Source organism: Hymenobacter agri (genome assembly GCF_054778495.1).
The window spans coordinates 1-1703 of record NZ_BAAGZM010000772.1; the positions used below are offsets into that span (position 1 = coordinate 1).

Here is a 1703-nt window from a genome sequence, read left to right on the forward strand (position 1 = left end):
GCCGGGTAGCGCGGTGGCCGAAGGGTTCGGAGCGCCGGGGCGGTGGCCGACCGGCTCCGGCGCTGCAAACCTGCTCCCACCCCTGCCCGCTTTCCTAAAAAGAAACGTAGACAAAGTGTAGACAGCTTTGATAATTCAACTGATAATGAACCTGTTATTTTATAATTGGAGATGAGCCCGCAGCCGCAGTGGGCTATTCGCCAGCGGCAGATTCATCCGTCAGCTCAGCCGACGGGGTACGGCCGGCCGCTACGTCGGCGGCCGCAATCTTCTTGAAGAGGCGGGTTTTGGCCCGGCGCACGCTGGCCGGGTCGATGTTGAGCAGGGCCGCGATTTCCTTCGTAGCCAGGTGAATGTGGAAGTAGCAGTACAGCCGCTGCTCGTTGCTGGTCAGGGCCGGGTACTTGGCCTGCAACTCCTCAAAAAAGCGCGGGTGCACCTGCTCGAAGTGTAGCTTGAAGCGGCTCCAGTCCTCATCGAGGTGCAGGCTGGTTCGCAGAATGGACTTGATGCCCGCCAACTCCTTTTGCGGCACCGGCCCCTGCGCGCCCAACTCTTGAATCTGCTGCTTGAGCTCGGCCAGCAGGGCATTTTTCTGCTGCACGTAGAGCGTGGTAGAGGCTAGCTCGCGCTGGTTGGCTTCGAGCTGCTGGCGCAGGTCGAGGTTGGCAGTTTGTTGCTGCTGGTGGTCGGCACTCAGCTGCTGGGTGTGCGCGGCCTGGGCCTGCTGGCGCTGTTGCATGGCCAGCAGCGCGGTTTGGATATGCTGATTTTTGAGCACGATTTCGCGGTGGCGCAGCTCCTTCGCCTGAATGTCGAGGACCAGCGCAGCGGCCTCGCGCTCGGCATCGAGCAGCGTACGCTGCAAGCTCTGCTGCCGAATGCTGAGGGCCACCGAAAAACCCAGCGCGTGCGCCAGCACGGCCAGGTCGGGCAGCAACTGGCCCCCGGTGCTGCTGCCGGTGCTGTCCGCATCGACCAGCACATGGTAGCCCGCAATGAACAGAATGAAGAGCAGCGGCAGCACATTGGCCAGCAGGTAGGGCCGGGCCAGCGGCAGGCGTTGCCGGTAGGCCACCACGCCAATGGCCAGCAACAGCACCACCACGCCCAGCACCAGCAGGTTATCGAAGGGCAGGGTGTAGATGTTGATGAAGTGGCCGCTCAGGTTTACCGCCGCCACCAGCACCTCAAACCCGATGTAGCCCCTCAACGCGGCGCGCAGTACGGCATCGAGCCGGGGCAGGCGGGCGCGCAGGGCCAGGAATTCCCGCGTCATCTGCCCGAAGCCCAGCAGCATGAGCACCACGCTCAGGTGCATGGCCACGTTGTTGAGATGGTAGGCGTAGGTGCGCCCGTCGGGCAGCACCAGCTGGCTGAACGCCGGCCCCGGAAACCACGCCCGCCCATACCCCCGAAAGGCCGTGACGTAGAGCGCCGCCCCCACCTGCGTGCACAGATAGTACAACGTGCTTTGGTCGCGGAAGCGCAGGTAAGTAGGCAGGTTGGTGAGCAGCAGCAGCAGCAGCACCGCCAGCGACACGGCCCAGGCCGTGCCGTAAAAGGCATCGGCCTGCTGCGCCTCGGCCACCGACAGCAACTCCACCCCCAGGCGCACAGCGGGCGGCAGGGCCGCGCCGGTATCGAGGCGCAGCAGCACGTAGCAGATGGCCGTAGCCCGGGCGGGAAGCGGCAGCAGCAGT

At 64.5% G+C, this 1703-nt stretch carries 1 protein-coding gene; it reads right to left on the bottom strand.

The features are described 5' to 3' along the window. Positions 1–193: 193 nt before the first annotated feature. The coding region (locus ACYVDE_RS21960; protein WP_460503674.1) for a 7TM diverse intracellular signaling domain-containing protein at positions 194–1703 on the bottom strand (1510 nt) is incomplete at its 5' end.